General features: G+C 31.6%; 13 protein-coding genes and 2 pseudogenes. 5 read left to right on the forward strand and 10 right to left on the reverse strand.

The annotated features are described in order from the left end of the window. Positions 1-2: 2 nt before the first annotated feature. The 8 genes from JBKA6_RS04405 to JBKA6_RS07540 form a co-directional block, all read right to left on the reverse strand. A complete protein-coding gene (locus JBKA6_RS04405) occupies positions 3-779 on the reverse strand; it encodes a DUF3108 domain-containing protein (RefSeq protein WP_096686238.1) in 777 nt (258 codons plus the stop codon). 299 nt (positions 780-1,078) lie between these two features. After that, positions 1,079-2,317: a BspA family leucine-rich repeat surface protein gene (locus JBKA6_RS04410; protein WP_096686240.1), complete on the reverse strand. Its 1,239-nt coding sequence runs from the start codon at positions 2,315-2,317 to the stop codon at positions 1,079-1,081. Between the two features lie 98 nt (positions 2,318-2,415). Next, complete coding sequence (gene folP, locus JBKA6_RS04415; RefSeq protein ID WP_096686242.1) at positions 2,416-3,240, reverse strand: dihydropteroate synthase; 825 nt, start codon at positions 3,238-3,240, stop codon at positions 2,416-2,418. 26 nt (positions 3,241-3,266) lie between these two features. Beyond that, complete coding sequence (locus JBKA6_RS04420; RefSeq protein WP_096686244.1) at positions 3,267-4,433, reverse strand: AIR synthase related protein; 1,167 nt, start codon at positions 4,431-4,433, stop codon at positions 3,267-3,269. A 12-nt stretch (positions 4,434-4,445) separates the two neighbouring features. Further along, complete coding sequence (locus JBKA6_RS04425) at positions 4,446-5,786, reverse strand: glycosyltransferase (RefSeq protein ID WP_096686246.1); 1,341 nt, start codon at positions 5,784-5,786, stop codon at positions 4,446-4,448. After that, the gene (locus JBKA6_RS04430) at positions 5,779-6,828 is read right to left on the reverse strand and encodes an NAD-dependent epimerase/dehydratase family protein (RefSeq protein WP_096686248.1); all 1,050 of its coding nucleotides are present in this window, start codon (positions 6,826-6,828) and stop codon (positions 5,779-5,781) included. The genes JBKA6_RS04425 and JBKA6_RS04430 overlap by 8 nt, the downstream gene beginning before the upstream one ends. Before the next feature lie 159 nt (positions 6,829-6,987). Continuing rightward, positions 6,988-7,518, reverse strand: a complete 531-nt coding sequence (locus JBKA6_RS04435; protein WP_157776945.1) for a DUF4199 domain-containing protein — start codon at positions 7,516-7,518, stop codon at positions 6,988-6,990. A gap of 20 nt (positions 7,519-7,538) precedes the next feature. Then, positions 7,539-7,682 carry a hypothetical protein gene (locus JBKA6_RS07540; protein WP_157776946.1) on the reverse strand — a complete coding sequence of 48 codons (144 nt, stop codon included), beginning with the start codon at positions 7,680-7,682 and terminating at the stop codon, positions 7,539-7,541. 259 nt (positions 7,683-7,941) lie between these two features. Between JBKA6_RS07540 and hemN the strand changes: the two genes are divergently transcribed. Beyond that, complete coding sequence (gene hemN, locus JBKA6_RS04445; protein WP_197703099.1) at positions 7,942-9,303, forward strand: oxygen-independent coproporphyrinogen III oxidase; 1,362 nt, start codon at positions 7,942-7,944, stop codon at positions 9,301-9,303. After that, positions 9,300-10,115, forward strand: coding sequence for an alpha/beta hydrolase family protein (locus JBKA6_RS04450; RefSeq protein WP_096686256.1), 816 nt, complete (start codon positions 9,300-9,302; stop codon positions 10,113-10,115). Before hemN ends, JBKA6_RS04450 begins: the two co-directional genes overlap by 4 nt. Positions 10,116-10,390: 275 nt before the next feature. Here JBKA6_RS04450 and JBKA6_RS04455 read toward each other — a convergent pair whose 3' ends face one another. Continuing rightward, complete coding sequence (locus tag JBKA6_RS04455) at positions 10,391-12,121, reverse strand: BspA family leucine-rich repeat surface protein (protein WP_096686258.1); 1,731 nt, start codon at positions 12,119-12,121, stop codon at positions 10,391-10,393. 320 nt (positions 12,122-12,441) lie between these two features. After that, a complete protein-coding gene (locus JBKA6_RS04460; protein ID WP_096686260.1) occupies positions 12,442-13,866 on the reverse strand; it encodes a BspA family leucine-rich repeat surface protein in 1,425 nt (474 codons plus the stop codon). A 203-nt stretch (positions 13,867-14,069) separates the two neighbouring features. Here JBKA6_RS04460 and JBKA6_RS04465 point away from each other — a divergent pair. From JBKA6_RS04465 to JBKA6_RS07545, 3 genes and pseudogenes are all read left to right on the forward strand, one after another. After that, a pseudogene (locus JBKA6_RS04465) lies at positions 14,070-14,676 on the forward strand (IS1595 family transposase); the annotation flags it as partial. 62 nt (positions 14,677-14,738) lie between these two features. Further along, on the forward strand, positions 14,739-15,332 hold the full coding sequence (locus tag JBKA6_RS04470) for a YceI family protein (protein ID WP_096686262.1): 594 nt from the start codon (positions 14,739-14,741) through the stop codon (positions 15,330-15,332). A 954-nt stretch (positions 15,333-16,286) separates the two neighbouring features. Next, positions 16,287-16,515 (forward strand): annotated as a pseudogene (locus tag JBKA6_RS07545) (transposase); the annotation flags it as partial. Positions 16,516-16,568 lie beyond the last annotated feature (53 nt).

Raw genomic sequence — 16,568 nt, forward strand, 5'->3', positions numbered from 1 at the left:
ATTTATTCTTTGCGAAAATATATGGGATTTTGAAGCTTTTTAAATCCGTTGAGCATTAGTTTTACACTTCCTAAAAATATTGTTATTTCACTTTTTATAGGTATTTTGTTGTCGTCTTTGCTTATCCATATGGTCAAAGTATTGCCATTCCTAAGAAGAGATCCAGTTTCTTCCCATGCAAAGAACTTGTAACACGGTATGTATCCAAAGGATGTTTTAACATCTTCTATTGCTTGGAGGATTAACTTTAAATTGAACATTTTTTTATCTATAAAAAGAGGAACAGATAAGGTATCCTTTACCTCCATAGGGGATAGATCTTGTAAACGCACGTGATAAAACATTGATACAATATCTTGTGTTTTATTAGAAATTATATCGATTATGGTATCTTTTTTAGCTAAATTGTCTAACACCGTAGCTGTACCTTTGTCTTGATCGAAGGTTATATCTCTATTTATCATAATGGCCCCATTCTCAACTATTTTACGCACAGAACGATTAGAGATATTCTTTTTCTTATCCATGAAAGAAAGATATTTATAATCAGCATCATAGAACCATGAGAGCATATCTACGGTTTTACCTTTTACTTCTATTTCGTAATCTAAACTGTCTGACGTATCTTTTACTTCAAAGACTACTTCTGCCAAATCTAAAATGGTATAGCTGATTTGATATCTCAACCATTCCCCTCTTTTAAAGGGTTCTGGGTTTTGTCCTAAAGCGCTAGAGCTAAGTAAACAAAACAGTTTTAGGATTAAAATTCCTCTATTCATCGTGCCTCTTATGTATCATTTTTTTTTGAGAAAAAAGTCAAAAAAATAAGTTCTCAAAGTTATGATTTTGTTTTGAACAAATATTATTTCAATCAATTCAAAATTGATAATGCACGATACTGAGACTCATTTAGTTGCCAACAACAAGGCCATATTTATTTTAGAAAATAAATATGAACTTTTATAAATAAAATCTTTATTCGGACAACTTCTCACCCGTATTAATCAAACAGATTTATTCATATTTCAACCATGTCAGATATAAAAAACACATTGCCACGTTTTTTTGGCAGTTTAAATTAAAAATTACAAGCTGTAAAATTAGGTCTGAAAGCAGGACTTAAAACACCTGCGTAATTAAATAAACGACACGAAGTAACTTTTTCTACTTTCCATGGACTAATATCTTGATTAAAAGAATCAGCCGCAGAAAACATAAAGGACATATTCCTAACTTTAGATATATCCCAATCATTTAAAGGTTGGTTGAAATTTTCAGCTTTTGAAAACATTCCTTTCATATTAGTAACACTAGATACATCCCATCGATTGATATTTTGATTAAAAGATGTAGCGCGAGTAAATAAAGCTTCCATATTAGTGACCTTAGAAACATCCCATCCACTAATATCTTGATTGAACAATGTAGCTTCAGTAAAAAGAGTACTCATATTAATAACATTAGATACATCCCATCTGCTAATATCCTGATTGAACGATGAAGCTCTTGAAAACATGCCTGCTATATTGGTTACATTAGACATATCCCAATCACTTATATTTCCATTAAACTTAGTGCAACCACTAAACATGCCAGACATATTAGTAACTCCTTTTAAATTAGGGTTATCTTTAGATGAGATATTTAAATTAGTACACTTATTAAAGTGAGATCCTCTATTGCCTAGCTTTAAATTGCCCCAACTTGAAATGTCTATTATTTTATCTCTACTCTCTCTAACTTCTCCAAAGTTAAACCCTTGTATTTTTCCTGTGATAGTTATAGTGTATTTATCTGATGCCGTATATCTGTGTCTTCCATCAGTCCAATTTCTTATATGTTCATCTGTTGTGCCATCTCCCCAATTGACATAGAAATCATATGTTCCTCCATTGTATATTGGTAGACATACCTCTTCATTTACTTTTACTTTCCACTTGGATATGAAAATATCTTTGAATAATACATCTACAGAGTATGTCTTAAAATCTCCATTTTTAGAATAGACCACATATTCTGCAGGGTCAGAAAAATCAAACTTAACATCGGGAGGATAGACCTTTACTCCCTCAAATTTTATACTAGGAGTAAAAGTTGTAAATAGATGTTTTTCTAAATCCTTATCACTGATGACTACTGATATCGTTTCAGAAATGTTGTCAATAACTCCAACTATATCTCTATCTAAACCAGGATTTTTTTCAGCCTCAAATTTAAATGATGTTATTTCCATAGGGTTTTTAATTTCTTTATTTGAACAAGAGGCAAACAAAAAAAACATACCTAAAAGGGTGATTTGTACATATCTAAATTTCATGTCCGTAATAATTTAAAAGTTAATGGTAAGTTAAATGTCTAATGATCTTCGATTTATATTAAATCTCTGGCCTGACACCCGACACGAATGTACAAAAATTACAAAACTATTTTTTGAGTCAAAGCTACTACTTGTTTTGCCTCTTTCACATCGTGGACTCTGAGTATATTAACCCCTTTTTGTAATAAAATTGTGTTTAATACAGTGCTTCCATTTATAGATTCTTCAGGACTGATATCAAGAGGTTTATATATCATAGATTTCCTGGAGATTCCAGCTAGAATAGGTAATTTAAAGCATTTGAATAGATCTAATTTTTTCAATAATTCATAATTGTGATCTATAGTTTTTCCAAATCCAAAACCCACATCTATTATAATATCATTTACTCCTAGCTTTTTTAATTCTAGTGTTTTGGTCGAAAAGTATTTTAATACATCTTTTACTACATTGTCATACTCTGGAGACATTTGCATGGTTTGGGGGACTCCCAGCATATGAGTGAGCACATAGGGAACTTGTAACTTAGATACTGTTTCAAACATGTTTTTGTCCATACTTCCACCAGAAATATCATTTATAATGGCAGCTCCTTCATTTACACACATTTTGGCTACTTCACTTCTAAAAGTATCAACAGATATAATTATATGACCAAAGTGCTTTATTACATTCTTGATAACTGGAAGTATTCTATCTTTTTCTTCTTCTAAAGAGATGTGTTTAGCTCCTGGACGAGAAGAATAAGAGCCTATATCTAAAAAGTCCATCCCTTGGTCAATCATGTTTTCGACCTTCTTTAAAAGAGAAATGTCGTTTTTATATCTACTTCCCTCATAAAAAGAATCAGGAGTTATGTTGACAATCCCCATTACCATTGGGGTGGTTAAATCTATCAACTTCCTCTTACAATTTATAAACATGTCTTTTGTCTCTGTGTTTTTTTGTTCTATGAATAATGAAACTCTCCGTATGAGCTTTTTACAGTTAATTTTTTAGTAGTATGACTGTGACATTGGCCTATTACTTTAGCCTGAACTCCAAAGTCATTTGATATATCTATAATATTTTGTGCCATTTGAGGTTCTACGTAAATCTCCATCCTATGTCCCATATTAAAAACTTGATACATCTCTCTCCAATCTGTTTTGGACTGCTCTTGTATTAGTTTAAAAAGCGGTGGAGTTTCGAATAGATCGTCTTTTATAACGTGCATCTTATCTATGAAATGAAGTATTTTAGTTTGACCTCCTCCACTGCAGTGTACCATGCCGTGAATTTTATCTCTGTATTTATCTAATATCCTCTTTATAATGGGAGCGTACGTTCTAGTCGGAGATAGCATTAGTTTGCCAGCATCTAAAAGTGTATTCTCTACACCATCTGTGAGTTTTATATTCCCAGAATAAACTAATTCATCAGGCAATAAATGATCAAAACTATCTGGATATTTCTCAGATAGATATTTAGAAAATACATCGTGTCTGGCTGAAGTCAATCCATTGCTTCCCATGCCTCCATTGTATTCCTTCTCGTAAGAAGCACATCCAAAAGAAGATAAGCCCACAATAACATCACCATGGGAAATATTACTATTACATATGACCTCTGATCGTTTCATCCTACTGATTACTGTAGAATCTACTATAATGCTTCGAACTAAATCACCCACATCGGCCGTTTCCCCTCCAGTAGAATAAATATTTATATCGTATTTTCTCAACTCTGTTATCAATTTTTCAGTGCCGTTTATAATCTCTGATATAACATCACCTGGAATATTATTTTTATTTCTGCCTATTGTGGAAGAAAGCATAATATTGTCAGTCGCACCCACACAAAATATATCGTCTATATTCATTATAAGTGCATCTTGAGCTATTCCCTTCCAGACAGACATATCACCTGTCTCTTTCCAATACACATAAGCTAAAGAAGATTTTGTTCCCGCTCCATCAGCGTGCATAACTAAACAATAGTTCTCATCTAGACTTAAATAATCTGGAACTATCTTACAAAAAGCATTGGGAAACAAGCCCTTGTCTATATTCTTTATAGCGTTGTGAACATCTTCCTTAGAATGCGAAACACCTCTTTTGTCGTATCTGTTTTTCATAACTAAAATATCTTAACTCTTCAAAATAGCTTTGGAATAAACCTCCCAACTCAGATTCTCTTTAAAAGATTTTATAATAGCTTTGGAATAAACCTCCCAACTCAGATTCTCTTTAAAAGATTTTATATTCTCCATTGGAATTGGATTGTCCAAAAATCTAAACATCGTTTGAGCCATAGACTCCACAGTGTTTTCTTCGACCATATAACCGTTTTGTCCATCTTTAACAGTTTCAGGGAAATGTCCTGTTCTAGTTGTCAAAATAGGTAAATTAAAGTTATAGCTCAAGGATTCTATTCCAGAGGGAGTGGCCCTAGAATAAAATAATACAACCGCATTGGAAACGGCAAAATATTTATTCACATCTTCATTAGGTATGAATTTATCTACTACTACTATCCTATCTCTCAAGTTTAATTCATCTATTAGCTTGAGTGGATTGTAATCTTGATCTTCATCTTTGGAGTTTAAAAATACTCGCTTTGCAATGGAAAAAATAGTTTTCTTAATCTTGGTTCTTAGACTATTGTATTTTAAGGTGTTCCAAAACATCTCTCCACATATTAGGAATGATACGTCATCTCTCTTTTTAGCTACTATATCAAAAGCCTTTATAGCATTGTGAAGCCCTTTATATTTTCTGATAAAACCAAAAAATAAAAATACATTATCTCTCAATCCATATTTCTTTTTGAAGGCGGCAGCATCGAATATAGGATCTGATTTATACAAATCGTATATGGGATGAAAGAGCTTTATAACTGTTTTTTTAGACGAATCACTTTTTATATTCCTCTGTCCAGAATTGGACAATTCGAATGTTATGTCTGGAAAGAGATCTACTAATTCCATATAAGTTTTAAAATCGTGAACGATATAACTATCGGCATTTTCTATGCCTATGCGGGTCAGCTTTTTATCTAAAGTACTCCTCTCTTTTTGGATTAGAAAATGTAGATCTACTATCACTTCACAATTGGAATTGTTTTTTATGCTTTTAATTATAAAGGATATTGGTAGTCCCTGTATGGCTATAGACCATTGAATTATAACTTTATCAGCATTGAGAGATAATATGTATTTGACTGTTTCATTCCAAGAAAAAGGATTGTTGTAATTAGTTATGTACTTACAGTCAATATCAGTTCCTTCTAGGAAGTTTATGGAACTGACTTTGTCTTTGAAATTCCTAGGAATAATGCTGGGATATTGATGTGTCCACGATACGATATGAACTTTGGTATGTTCAAACTTAGATAGGGATTTGGCCAAAGAGGTGTTGTAATTAGACATTCCCCCCTTGAAAATAGGACCAGCTCCAAAACAGACTATAACTTTACTACTGCTAGACATTGTGATATTCCCTTTGGTGTACAGCTTGATAAACCCTTCTAAGTCCTTGTTCTAGAGATATTTTAGGTTCCCAGTTGAGATGTTTTTTGACGTAATCTAGACTACAATACCTAGAGAAAACTCCAACGGGCTTGTCTAAAAGACATTTTATATCAGTTTGATAACCCGCTATTTCACAGAAAATAGTTATAATTTCCCTGAAAGTTGTCAATTTTCCAGTTCCTATATTGATTGCTCTTCCGTCGGAAATCTTATCCATAGCCAACAAAGTGCAATCGATAACATCGTCTATATGGACGAAATCACGCCCCTGATTGCCTGTTCCCCATACCTCAAAAGGGCTTTCCTTTAAGGCTGCTCTCTTAGCCAAAGACGGAATTGGATAACTGTAATCTTGGTCTTCTCCATAACCAGAAAAAGGTCTGATACACACGATCTTAACACCGTAATATTCTGCAGCTATCTTAGCTAAAAATTCTCCTGTCAATTTAGTCCAGCCGTAAGTCATATCTGGCTGTCCCATATTAGAAAAATCTATGTCTGTCTCTCTTAACTGAATATAGTTTTGCTCGGTCTGCTTGCTTATGGGATAGGCTGCGCTGGAACTCGGATATAATACTCTCTTTGGCTTATAACGTGTAATCCAATAAAAGAACTCTGCATCTATAGAGAGGTCTAATGCCACTTTCATAGGATCACCATCTATAGTAGCCCTTCCTCCTACGATGGCTGCAAAATGAAATACATCTGTAAACTCTACAATATCTATTCCGTATTCATGTGAAATCCATTCGGGATTCTTTGTTAAATTTCTCAAGACATCTATAAAATCACTTTTTATAAAGATCAATCTCTCATCTTGTCCATATGTTCTGAGGTTTTTTATCTCCCTATTTAAAGATTCCTCAATCCAATTATTAGGATCCATTCCCACAGATAGATTATCTACAAATAATATTCTATCAGTAGTTGTACTGTAGAGCCTTTTGACCATATTTCTACCTACAAAGCCACATCCTCCTGATATGAGATGATTTTTCATTCTATTATTAATAAAGATTTACACTCTAGAAGATTGAGATATACAACTCTTAACAACACTTTTTTTTTTAGGTATTTTATACTTTATCTCAAAAAGAGTCTTTTATGTGAGAAGATATCATATATAATTTTTGACGTGAATTTATGAGATTCAGTGCAACTATGTCTTTTGTCTTTTTTTTAGGAAAAAGGCTAATATCAAAGATATAATACAGTATATAGGAGTTGAAAATATAGTAGCATTTAATATGCCTCCTATTGAAATTCTCTTTATATCTATTTTTTTAATATAATCTATAGTATTCTGTAATTCTGTTTTGTCTTGAGAGTGATCTATATCTTCTAAGAAGCCCATTAGAAAATTGACATTATTACTCTTTTGCAGCTCCATGAGATTGCTGTCAAACAAGTTGATGAATATAAACAGAAGCATTTTTTCTAAAATCACCGAGAATAATATCATTCCAAAAGCAAGTGTAAATGTATCTTTAAAAGATAATTCTAAGCTCGTCTTTCTATACTTAACTATGAAATATACGACTGATATAATCCAGATGGGATAAGAAAATAGCAACTGTATAACAGTGGAAAACAGATCGGTATAAAAACAGTAAAAAACTATCATAATACCAATTTGTATGCCTGTAATTATCAAGGCCGAAATCGAAATGTAATTCCACATTTTTTTCATATCCATCAATTTATGATAGTTTATTTTTCTACTTCTTCGTAATCTACGTATTCCCCTACATTGTCATATGTCTTATTCCTTTTAGGAACTTTGTCTACAGTAGTCTTGCCTTCTTTGGAACGATCGTAATAACTGGCTCTATTTCTATGATTTTCATCTTTCATGTTTTTAATAATGCTGCTTAGAAAAAATGAAAAAATATATCTGCCAAAAAATTTCAATAAGAGAAATATGATCGCTATTACCAATAATACATACATCATAGCCTTACTGTTTTTAAAGGTTTTTCAAAGGACAAAAGTAAATAAAAAAACACCATGCGTTTTTTTACTCTCATTCGATTGGGTAGAAAATAAAAACTCTGATATTACTCAAAACACATAAGTTTGCAACATTCCAGGCAAACTCAAAAAAACAATCCATTTGGATGAACTGATAAAAAAATATAATGTTCCAGGTCCCAGATATACTAGTTATCCAACTGTTCCATATTGGGATGGTGAGAATTTAGGTGTAGAAAATTGGACCAAAACTCTAAAAAGGGCATTTGCTGAGAGTAATTCTGAGGAAGGTATTAGCATATATATACATCTTCCTTTTTGTGAGAGTCTTTGTTCTTTCTGCGGATGTCATAAAATCATAACTAAAAAACACGACAAAGAAGACGTTTATATAGAATATCTCTTAAAGGAATGGGATCTATATACAAAATTGCTAGAGGAAAAACCCTTTGTAAAAGAACTCCACATAGGCGGAGGCACTCCCACGTTTTTTTCTCCCCAAAATCTAAAAGGACTTATAGAAAAGATTTTATTCAAAGGTTCTTTCTCAGAGAGATCGGAATTCAGCTTCGAATGTCACCCGAACAACACTTCTGAAGATCACATGAAGGTCCTCTATGATTTGAATTTTAGACGAATAAGCTTGGGCGTGCAAGATTACAGCCCTGTAGTCCAGAAAGCTATAAACAGGATTCAGCCTTTCGAAAAAGTTTCTCAAGTTCACAATATGGCTAGAGAGATAGGATACACTTCTATTTCTCACGATTTGATATATGGTCTTCCCCATCAAACCCTAGAAGATATTATCGATACCATAGAAAAAACTCAAAAGCTAATGCCAGATAGAATAGCTCTTTACGGATATGCTCACGTTCCTTGGATAAGAGGCAGTGCCCAAAGGGGATTTGACGAAAAAGATTTACCAAAAGACGAAGAAAAAAGAACACTATACGAAAAGAGCAAACAAAAATTGACCGATGTAGGATATGTAGAAATAGGCATGGATCACTTCTCTCTAAAGAGTGATTCCCTATATGAATCCTTTATAAATAAAAAAACACATCGAAATTTTATGGGATATTCTTCTTCTAAAACTAAAGTGATGATAGGATTAGGGGTCTCTTCCATAAGTGATAGTTGGTATTGTTTTAGTCAGAATGAAAAAAAATTAAGTCTGTATTATTCAAAAATAGACAGAGGCATATTGCCTGTTATGAGAGGTCATGAGTTAAATGATACTGATTTAATTATAAGAAAACACATACTCAATCTGATGTGCTTATTAGAGACTTCATGGAGAGATGATAATATGAAATTTGCTGAATTGCCTCATGTGTTGAGTCTTTTAGAAGAGATGAAAACCGATGGGCTACTTAGCTTCAAACAAGAAGGTATTGAGATAACCAAAAAAGGACGTCCATTTATCAGAAACATATGTATGGCCTTCGATCTGAGATTACTCAAAGACAAGCCTTCGACTAGAATATTTTCAATGACAATATGAAAAGAGAGATAACAATACAGGGCAAACACTTCAAAACAATATCTTTTGATATAAATTTTAAAGAGAGAGACAAAAAAAATCCTGTTATCATATTTTCTCATGGATTCAAAGGCTTTAAAGATTGGGGGCCCTTCAATCTGATGTCAGATTATTTTGCAGATAATAATTTTGTATTTATAAAGTTAAATTTCTCTCACAATGGCGTTACAGACGGAGAGTTTACAGATTTAGATGCTTTTGGAAAAAATAATTTTGTAAAAGAACTAGACGACTTACAAAGTGTAATAGATCATATCCATAATTCGGAGTATCAAATTTATATGGATTTGGAAAATATCACACTTATGGGCCACAGTAGGGGAGGAGGGATATCTATCCTAAAGGCGAGTGAAGAAAAGAGAATAACTAAATTAGTTACATTGGCTTCTGTATCAGATTTTTCTAGAAGATTTGGAAATATTGAGAAATGGCAAAAAGATAAGGTTTTATACGTAGAAAATTCTAGAACCAAACAAAATATGCCTCTTTATTATCAATTCTATGAAAATTTTTTAGACAACAGAGATAGATTAGACATTTTATCTGCGAGCGAGAAGTTAAATATTCCTTTTTTGTTAATACACGGTTCTAAAGATCTTGTGGTAGATATACGAGATGCTTATGAATTGGAAAAACAAAACCCAAATATTGAAATGAAAGTTATACCAAATACTGGTCATACTTTTGGAGCAAAGCACCCTCATATTGATTTGAGCCTTCCAAAAAAGATGGAGGAAGTATTAAAACAATGCCTGAATTTCTTAGAGAAATAACATATTTTCATTTCTACAAGGCATTAGATTTTTTATTAATCTACCTCGTTGCAATGTTTTTTTTTTAAATTTTCTTTATCATTTAAGAATATTTTAATCAAAAATTACTACTAACCTGAGTTCGATTAATAAAAGTGCTTGAATCCTTTTAATTTATTCGAGACAGTAGTAAAACCAAAAAACCGCTTAAGCTTTCTGTCTTAAGCGGTTGTAAAATAATAACACAATAATTATACTATTCAGAATATCACTAACTCCTTTTTTTATTTAAACATTTAAGATCTTTTAGTAGGAAGTTTTTCCCTTCTGAAATCGTAATTAATTTCAGTACAATTACAATTAGTAGAACCTTTAACGGAAATTTCAGTACAAATATTTGTCCCCCAAAGCATATTTGATATATTTGTTTTTGCTGGTACTCTCCATTTTTTTAAGCTCTTACTAAAAGAGCTAGCTATGGCAAGAAAATAATCAATATCAGTAACACTAGTAATATCCCAATTTTCTATCTCTTTATTGAAAGATTTAGCTGTATAAAACATACCAAACATATCTGTAACCTTAGAAACATCCCATTTACCTATATCGCCATTGAAAACTGTAGCTCGAGAAAACATACGATTCATATTAGTAACCTTAGAAACATCCCAATTATTTAAATCTTGATTAAAAAGTATTGCTGCTTCAAACATACTACTCATATCAGTAACACTAGATGTATTCCAATTACTTATGTCTCCATTAAAGACTGAAGCATCATAAAATATACCTTTCATATCAGTAACCTCCCCCGTATCCCATTTATTTAAATCTTGATTAAAAGCTGAAGCAGTGTGAAACATTGCTCTCATATTAGTAACCTTAGAAACATCCCAAGAACTTATATCGCTATTGAAAGATTCAGCTCCATAGAACATAAAAGCTGTATTAGTAATACCTTCTAAATTGGGCGCTTCTAGAGGTAAGTATTCTAGTTTTTTACACCCTTTAAAATACCCTCCCTTATTACCAAACTTCAAATCTCCCCAAGACGTTATACTTATTATCTCATCTTTACTTATTGCAACTTTTTTGAAGTTAAACCCTTCAATCTTACCCGTAATAGTTACAGTATAATCACTAGGACTTGTATACGTGTGTTTTTTATTATTTGAACTATGAGAATCAACTTTTTGTATCTGACCGTCTCCCCAATCTACAGTAAAGTCATAGTCCCCTCCATCATATATAGGTAATTCTATTTCTTTATTAGATTGTATTGTTTTCCATTTGGAAACAAATTTCTTTAACTCATGGGTAATATTCACAGTGTACTCTTTAGTTTGTCTGTTTTCTGCTGTTACTGTGTATTTCACAGCTTCTGAAGGAATCGTTGAAAGGTCTATACTTTTAGACTTATCGGATTCAGATATAGAAGCATATTCTGAAATTCTTATTGACGGCACTATTTTTGTTATTTTTGCTAAATCATAGTAAGATAACTCTGTTAGCGATATAGATATACTTGAACTACCTTCATCTATAGTTGTCGATATTTGTGCTTTCACATCATTAGGTTTTGTAATACTAAATGATAATATTTTATTCTCAGAGCTTGGTTCTGACACAGAAACAGTTACTGTATATGTTTTAGCTTCTCCTTTTTTAGGGGTAACTACATAACTTACGGGGTTTGTAAAATCTGTAATTGTACTAGGGTCAGGTTCTATTTTTTCACCTACAAATTTTACTGTAGGAACTAACTTGGTTATTAATCCTCCTTCTTTATGAGGTAAAACAATAGATATCTTAGTAGAATCTTCAGAATTGATAATTCCTTTTATATCTTTACCCAGACCAGTATTCTTGGTAGCCTCAAAGTCCAAACTGAAAGAAAGTAAAGAACCGATATCTGAACTATTTTCTACTCCAGATGAAGTATTTTCTACTTTTTCTTCTTTTTTACAAGAAGGAAATAGTATAATTTGAAAAACAAACAAATAAAACAGTAAAATTTTTGATCTCATAATATAAAGTAATAAACTAAAAGTTTGTTTTAGAGATAAAACAATGATAATTTTTGAGCTGTTTAGCTTCGGTTAATAAATAAGCTAAGTTAGTAGTTTTATTTTAAAAATTAAAAGAAAATATTACTCTTTGTAATTTGAATTTAAGGAAATACCCCTTTAGTTTTTGGGCTCTTTTATGCTTATGAGGCAGATTTAGGCGAAATTTAACAATTCTTGCACTAAAACATTATATCTGTCACAAACACGAATCTCTTTAATGTCAGTTAATTCAAGGTTTTCAAGTACTTTAATTCCATTATTAATCGAACTCAGGTTAATTAGTTAGCAGGAATAGGATACTTAGTATTATCTCCATCCATTCCTGAATCGTTAAAGATATCTGTTATGTCTGTAGTCTTTTGCACTTTCCAAGAACTTAAATCTTGATTAAAAGCTTTAGCACTGTTGAACATACCTGAAAATTCAGTAACATTAGATACATTCCAACCGCTTATATCTTGATTGAAATTATCAGTATATGAAAACATTCCTCCCATATTAGTAACATTAGATACATCCCAGTTGCTTATATTGCTATTAAAAGCTTTAGCACCATCAAACATTCCCTCCATATTAGTAATCTTAGATACGTCCCAAGAACTTATATTGCTGTTGAAAGATGTAGCGCCTTCAAACATCTGCCCCATCTCAGTAATTCCCTCTAAATTTGGAGCCTCTGAAGGTAAAGACTTCAATTCAGAACAATATTTAAAATATCTTCCTTGATTACTGCCAAATTTTAAATCCCCCCAGGATGTTATAGCTATTATTTTTGTGCTATCAGAGTGAGCCATAGAAAAATTAAAACCATCAATCTTACCTGTAATAGTCACAATATAATCTCCCGCTGCTTTATACGTGTGTGAAGCATTAGTTATATCATGAGAACTAACTTTTTGTTTTTCTGTACCATCTCCCCAGTCTACTGTAAAGTCATAGTTTCCTCCACTGTATATAGGCAATTGTATTTGTTTGCTGGATGAAGTAGTTTTCCACTTAGAGATAAATTTCTTTAACTCATGGGTAATATTCACAGTGTACTCTTTAGTTTCTCCGTTTTCTGCTGTTACTGTGTATTTCAGAGCTTCTGTAGGAATCGTTGAAAGGTCTATAATTTTAGAATTATCGGATATAGAAGCAAATTCTGAAATTTCTATTGACGACACTATGTTTTTTGCTTTTTCTAAATCATAGTAAGATAAATCTGTTAGTGATATAGATATACTTGAATTATCTTCATTTAGATTTGTCAATATTTTTGCTTTCACACCATCTGGTTTTTTAATGCTAAATGATAATATTTTATTTTGAGATCTTGGTTCTGATACAGATACCGTTACTGTATATGTCTTTGCTTCTCCTTTTTCGGGAGTAACTATAAAAGCTACAGGTTTGGAAAAATCTTTAATTGTAATAGGATCAGGTTCTATTTTTTTACCTACAAACTTTATTGTAGGAACTAACTTGGTTATTAATTCTCTTTTTTTGTAAGGTAAAACAACAGATATCTTAGTAGAATCTGCAGGATCAATATTAATGCTTATATCTTCCTTATTCAACCCCCTATTCTTAGCAGGATCAAAGTTTAAACCGAAAGAAAGTAAAGAATCAATGTCTGAACTATTTTCTATTCCTTTTACACAAGAATTAAAGAATATAATTTGAAAAACAAATAAATAAAACAGTAAAATTTTTGATTTCATAATATTTAAAATAATAAACTAAAAGTTTGTTTTAGAGATAAAACAATGATAATCTTTGAGCTGTTTAGCTTCGGTTAATAAATAAGCTAAGTTAGTAGTTTTATTTTAAATATTAAGAGAAAATATTACTATTTGTAATTTGAATCCTAATAAGATCAAATGGTTCGAGTGATTTATTAATCGAACTCAGGTTAATTTGAATTCAGGTTAGTAAATTAACTAATGTAAGTCATTATACTATCAACAAATTTTTTGACAAATTACGTTTGTTAATTGCTCAAAAAAGCCAAGAAGAAAGTTCCCTTAATCAAGGGGAAATAGAATTAGATGAGAGTTATTTTGGATCTAAACGAGTTAGGGGAAAAAGAGGACGCTAGGATCAGGAGGAAAAGTTCCTGTATTTGGCATGTTAAAGAGGGGGAGGGAGAGTTTATACACAAATTGTAAAAAAAAACTGATCATCATCAGTAATAAAATGCCTATTGTAGAGAGTAGAGCAAGTAAAGAAAGTACAATTTACACCGACGGATTTAAGTCTTATGACGGCTTGGTAAATTACGGTTATAAAAGGCATTATAGAGTAAAACATAGTGAAAACGAATCTGCTAAAGCAGTAAATCATATTAATGGAATTGAAAATTTTTGGGGACTATGTAAAGTCCGATTATCTAGGTTTATAGGATTTCATAAACACAAGTTTTATTATCACCTAAAAGAGTGTGAATGGAGATTTAATTATTGTGATGAAAAGAAAATTTGTACTTTCGCCTCTTAAAATGGCTGACAAAAAATCCCCTTAAGTTATCTTGAATCTAAAAAAATAGCTTTGGTCACTGCTTTTTTTTTTAAAAAAAAAATAATTTATTAAATCTATGAAAAAGCTCTCCTTAAAAATTATACAAATATTTATCATAAGTCTTTTAGTATCGTGTTTTTCAGATAAAGATGAATATTTCTTTTCTTCTAAAAATATAAAGTTGAAGTGGACAGCCTATAAAACTACTGATAAAGTTCCAGTGTCTGGCTTATTTGAAGAGGTCTACATATCAGGAGCTGAAAAATCTCATGACCTAGGACAAAGCATTAAAAATATGACATTCAGGATACCTATAAGTTCTATAAATACTCATGATAAAGGTAGAGACTTGAAAATAATGAAGCATTTCTTTAGTTCTATGGTAGGGACATCTAATATACAAGGGTATGTAAAAGAGATAGCCGAGAATAATATAGTATTTTCTATAACTCTCAACGATACAGAAAAGGATATATCAGCCTCTTACACTAAGAGGGAAGATGGTGTATTAGTTATTTCAGCCAAGATGGATCTTTTAAAATGGAATGCCTCTTCTTCTATAAAATCTTTAAATGCGGAATGTGTTGATTTACATAAAGGTACAGACGGCATAAGTAAATTATGGAATGAAGTGGATATTGAGATAGAGGTTGATCTAAAAATAATTTAGAATACTTATAAGAATATATAGTTCAAGAGATAATTTAAAAGGATTTATAAAAGAAATGCCTTTAAAGTTTCCCCCGTTCGTAAATTGCCTTTTGGTGTTATAGCGATGTTAATGGTTGCTGTCTATATATTTAAGCAAAAATTTCAAAAAACTAGTATATTAGGATTATACTTATTGTTCTTATTTTTAAGTATAAACTCTTCAGAGGACAAAATAGGAACGCGTAAATCTTTTACGGCAAAGCACAATATAAAACTTCTGCCTCTAATCTTAAGGTAGATCTTTCAAAGGAAAGATAATCTCATTATTACTAAGACAAAAGAGACTATAGAGTCTACTAAATGAGAATCGAGGAAAATGAAAGTATTATAAGACACTTTTTGGGACAGTGTCTTTTTAATCTTTATTTTGGCAGAGAAGCCCTACTTAAAGAGAGCTAAAACGATTTAAATTCCTAAGCAGAGCCGTTTATTCAAAAGGTAGCTAAAACAGCTGTAATTATTGCAAATAGGGGTGATTCTGCACTCCTATTTTAATACCTATAAATTCCACATTTTCCTAAAGAAACCATTTAGAAAAAGAAATACTTAGGCGGTGGATTTTCGATAGAAAAATAACAACCAGAATCCTTGTTTACACACTTTTCGGGACAGTGTCTTTTATAAGTGTGTTATACGAAAAAATACAGTTGAAAATATGAGAGGGAAAAGATTTAAAGCTAATAAACCTGAGTTTGGTTAATAAAAACGCTTGAATCCTTTGATTTTATTAGGATTTAAGGAAATCCCCCCTTTAGTTTTTGTCTCTTTTGCGTGTTTATGAGACGATTTAATAGAAATTTAACAATTTACGTGCAAAAAACACTCGATTTATCACAAATACGAGTCTCTTTAATCCCAGTCAATTCAAGACTTTCAGCTGCTTTAATTAAACAAATTATTAATCTAACTCAGGTTAGTATGTAAGGATAAAAAGACGTTTTCTAATGACACGAAATCAATATACAATTCCCCTACGAAACAATCATCTGAGGCCAGTCCTAAATGACTTTACAAAGACATGGGAATCTAAGTATTCATACGCTGTCGAAAGCTGGCGAGATAATTTGGAGGAATTATCTGCATTTTATGAATTTCCCGTAGAAATCAGGAAAATTATTTACACGGCTAACTTGATTGAAAATCGATACTGAAATTTGGGAATAATCCTGAATCAATTTTTAACTATTTTTTACAA

Source organism: Ichthyobacterium seriolicida (assembly GCF_002369955.1).
In the GTDB taxonomy this organism is placed as follows: domain Bacteria; phylum Bacteroidota; class Bacteroidia; order Flavobacteriales; family Ichthyobacteriaceae; genus Ichthyobacterium; species Ichthyobacterium seriolicida.